The 719-nt window shown below is 54.0% G+C and carries 1 protein-coding gene; it reads left to right on the forward strand.

Features of this window, described 5'->3' with window-relative positions:
• The coding region (locus DWX32_RS19130; RefSeq protein ID WP_243037650.1) for a MobA/MobL family protein at positions 1–719 on the forward strand (719 nt) is incomplete at both ends.

Below are 719 nucleotides of genomic sequence, written 5' to 3' on the forward strand. Positions count from 1 at the left end.
GGCCAGTACGCTGTCCTTGTCCGGGAGTTTTGCCAGCAGCAGTTTGTTTCCAAAGGCATGATTGCTGATTTTGCCATCCATGACCCCAATCCGCCGGGACACAATCCCCACGCCCATGTCCTGCTGACTATGCGGGCAATGGATGAGCATGGGAAATGGCTTCCCAAGAGCCGCAAGGTTTATGACCTTGACGAGAATGGGGAACGGATAAAGCAGCCATCCGGCAGGTGGAAAAGCCACAAGGAGGATACGGTGGACTGGAACGACCAGAGATATTGTGAAATCTGGCGGCATGAGTGGGAAGTTATCCAGAACCGCTATCTGGAAGCCAATGACCGCCCGGAGCGTGTGGACTTGCGTTCCTATGCCAGACAGGGGCTTGATATAGTCCCCACTGTCCATGAGGGAGTTGCTGTCCGGCAGATGGAAAAGCGTGGTATCCAGACGAATATCGGCAACCTGAACCGGGAAATCAGAGCCGCCAACAGTCTGATGAAGTCCATCCGGCAGCTTATCCAAAACCTCAAAGGCTGGATTACCGAGCTGGGCGAAAAACGGAAAGAACTGCTTGCACAAAAGGCGGCGGAGGAAGCAACACTTCTTCCCAATCTGCTGATGAAGTATATGGCGATACGAAAGGAAGAACGGAGGGACTGGACAAGGGCTGGACAGAACCGGGGGACTTCACAGGACTTAAAGGCAGTCAGCGAAGCCCTGTC

Origin of the sequence: Blautia sp. AF19-13LB (genome assembly GCF_003479105.1) — a bacterium.
GTDB classification, from domain to species: Bacteria; Bacillota; Clostridia; order Lachnospirales; family Lachnospiraceae; genus Fusicatenibacter; species Fusicatenibacter saccharivorans.